At 39.7% G+C, this 3572-nt stretch carries 1 protein-coding gene and 1 pseudogene; both read right to left on the reverse strand.

All coding sequences use genetic code 11. The features are described from left to right. Nucleotides 1-1562: pseudogene (locus Q0L68_RS17995) on the reverse strand (PD-(D/E)XK nuclease family protein); the annotation flags it as partial. Continuing rightward, the coding region (locus Q0L68_RS18000; protein WP_296705646.1) for an exodeoxyribonuclease V subunit beta at nucleotides 1555-3572 on the reverse strand (2018 nt) is incomplete at its 5' end. The pseudogene Q0L68_RS17995 and the gene Q0L68_RS18000, both read right to left, overlap by 8 nt.

The following is a 3572-nucleotide window of genomic DNA, read 5'->3' on the forward strand; positions in this document are numbered from 1 at the left end:
AGATTTCTGGATTCCAACACACCCATAATTTGTAATCCTTGAAGTGGCTCCCCTTCAAATGGCAACTTTACCTCTCTGAAAACCTGACGAAAAAGTCTAATGAAGAACTCCCGATTGATCGTAAGAATCTCTTGCCCTGCAAAAATCTCTCGCAATCGCGTTAGCTGTTTAAAGCATTGATAAAGATAAGAACACTGTAAAGGCTCATCCTTCAAACGCTCAGCTAACGCTTCCATGAGTTTAGCCAGATATGAAAAAAGAGATTCGTTTTCCAACTTCTGGAAAATCAATTGATATAGCTCACCGCCTTTATGCAGCTTTTCAGCAGAAACATGAATCTGATTTAAAAGCTGCATTTCTTCCATTAAACCTGCAGCAAACCCTGGATTAACACTTTTAAGATAAATCGAGCTTAACAAGTTCTTCACCGGAGTGTGATAGAACATAAGCTTTCCATCTTCTTCTTTGATGAATCGTTGCATTTCCAATACTGCTTCCAAAAAGGAATAGACGGGGGCATTTTTCACAGGATAGCCCATGGTCACATTAACCTTATCCACTTGCTCAGGCAAAGTGTGTAGTACTGGAAAAAGCATTTGTTCGTCTGGCAAAATCACCACGGTCTCCTCCCAAGCTTCGCCTACAGGAATTTTCTCCAAAATTGAACCTACCAAATTCGCCTGATTGGTCTTCAAAGGTGTTGCATAAGTCTTGATACTTGCTTTTCGATCATCAATCTGTGTTGGAATCTCTTTTGGAAAAGTTGGCCCAAAGATCTTGTCTTTCTGATAGTCGCGGAAAAACAAACCAGCTTCCTGAACTTTATCTTCTAAATAATAAGCATCAATATCCCAGTAAATCTTTGCATCAAAAGCTGTGATATAATGCTTGATCAAGGCTTCTTCAGTTCCAGTGAAAGCATTGAAACCAACAAAATGATGTACTTTCTCAGGACGGGAAATGGAATTCAAAGACTCCGCAACTTTTCTGTACAGCATCCCAGAATAAGCCAAGCCAGAAACTGCCAAAGAAGCCTGAAAACTTGTATAAAGTGGACTGAGTAATTGCCAAAATTTCAGGAACTTCTCCTGATGATCTCTGTCCTGACGCACAAAAGAAGACCAGAATTGTCTGATTAATTCTACTTGACTTTCGTTCAAAAAACTTAAGTCTGATTCCAATTCCTTGATTTCGGACAAATGATGGTAGAGTTTACTCGCATTTGCCATAAACTGATCCACATCATTGAAATCTTTCAGGATCATTTCTCCCCAGAAATAAAAGCGATCAAACGTCTCTGCCTCAGGGTGGAGATCTTGATAAACACGATATAATTCAAATATCAAGGTCAAGTCATCTGCAGGACGATTTCCAGCAAGATCATAGAATATCTCCTCAATAGTCTTTACCTCCGGCATCCAAGTCGGTTCGCTGATCAAACTTCCAAGATGTTGGGTAAAAAATAATCCTGCTCGCCTATTTGGCAAAACCACGGTAAGCTTTTGTAAATCAATACCGCTATTGAGGATATCTTTTGCTGTATTTTTTAAAAAACTATGCATAAACCTCCTCGATAACTCCAGTTTCTAAATAACATAAATAACCCTTGGTCGGCTTCTGAGAGAGTTTTGAAACTAAATCCATATACTCTCTCACTTGGTTGGCATAGCGACTTTGAGCTTCACCAGTTTTGAAATCTACGATCAACGCTTCCTCGTCATTTAAAATAATTCGATCTGGCCGCTTTTGCTTTCCCCCGGGGAGAAGAATTCCTTGCTCAGCCAATAAAATGCCTTTGGTACCAAACCAAGAAGCAAAAAGAGGATCTGTGAATAGATGCTCCAGTTGTCGCCCTACAAGTTGTTTTTCTTCCTCATTTAATCTTCCTTCGAAATAGAAAGATTGTAAATTTTGAAGTGCAGAAGCTTTGTCGGCAGACAATTCCAAGATCTCATGAACGATCAAGCCAAATTTTTGCTTTTTTCGTTGCTCCATTCCTTCTATTGAAAAATCAACTGCATATTTTTTGAGCGTAAGTACCTCAGCCCAATTTTTATAAGCCCAGCGAAGGTCCGGTGATTTCTTAGAATGCAAGGTTTTCTCCCGTTTCTCAGGCCAACGGCCAAACTCAAATACTTTTGACTCTGTATCATAATAAGAAGCCAAACTCAAATCAGATTCTGGATCAGTGTGAGAATGAATCAATTGCTGAAGCTGAATTTCCATATAATTCTGTGACCCAATTTTCTCTTTGTAAGGAATAAAGCCGATAAAGACATCCTCAGCTCTTGTCAGCGCGACATAAAGCATATTCAAACTGTCCAAATAGGCCATAGTAGCCTCTTCTGCATAAGTATCACTGAAATCAGAATCTGCCAAATCTCCATTTAGAGTAAGAGGAATGATAGCGGAAAGTCCTTTTTCCTGGTCTTCAAAAGGTGACCAAACCACATTTCCTTTACCGGTGTCGAAGATTGTCCACTTGAGAAATGGCATCACCACTACTTTAAACTGCAGACCTTTAGACTTGTGAATCGTAAGAATACGCATAGCATTGTGACCTTCTGGAATTTTGACGGTGCGCTTAGTCTGGTTGATTTCCCACCATTCCAAAAATCCACTTAGGTCTGCCCGATTGTTAGAAGTAAAATCATACACAGCTTCTTTAAATCCTGAGATATAAGCTTTTTCCAAGCCTAATTCCATCAAGCCAAGAACTTTGATCAACTCCTCCAGCGCCTCCATCAGTGGCAGTTGAAGCATCAAAATCTCTTTTTCCGCAAATAGCTTAACTTGCTCTTCCAGAAAGGTTGGCATTTTATCCAATGCAAAAAGCTCGTGATCAATGGGTGCATCCATTAACACTGCTAAATAGTACCACATGGTTTTATACTGAACTTTATCAGCTGGATTGTGCAAGTAATTGAATCCAGAAATAAGCGCTTTCACAGAGGCCGCTTTATTTAAAAACATGGACTCATCAGAGAGAACATCAAAGCTATAGGTAGAATCTGGATGCTTCGCAGCATGGCTCATCATTCGGTCCGCTATGGCCTCACCATGCGATTTACTTCTTACCAGAAAAGCGATATCCTCCAGCTGATAGCCATGATCCTGAAGTTCCATTACCAAATCAGGTAGTTTTTCCAGAACGATTTCGTCGAATTTAGAATCCTCTTCTTCATCTTTCGGATCGATGAACTCCAGTTTTACTTTTCCTTTAAACTCAGATTTGGCCTTTTTGGGAGAAATCTCCTGAAAGGAATCAGAATAAGCCTTCGACAGAATCTGTGGATCTTCAACTCCATAACTATCACTTAAAACTTGCTCCATTGCCTTCGGCAAAGCCTTAAACAATGCATTGTTGAAATTGATGATATTGGGAAGACTTCGAAAATTCGTGTCCAGATTCTCTAATTGAATACTGTCTTTCCCTATTTCATCCTCGACCTGCGAAAGCAATAATTTCATTTCACCACCACGCCATCTATAGATGGATTGCTTGACATCTCCTACAAGCAAGTTGGTTTGGCCTTGACCAAGTGAATTTTCTAGTAATGGTTTGAAACTAT

Source organism: Algoriphagus sp., assembly GCF_024642405.1.
GTDB lineage: Bacteria > Bacteroidota > Bacteroidia > Cytophagales > Cyclobacteriaceae > Algoriphagus.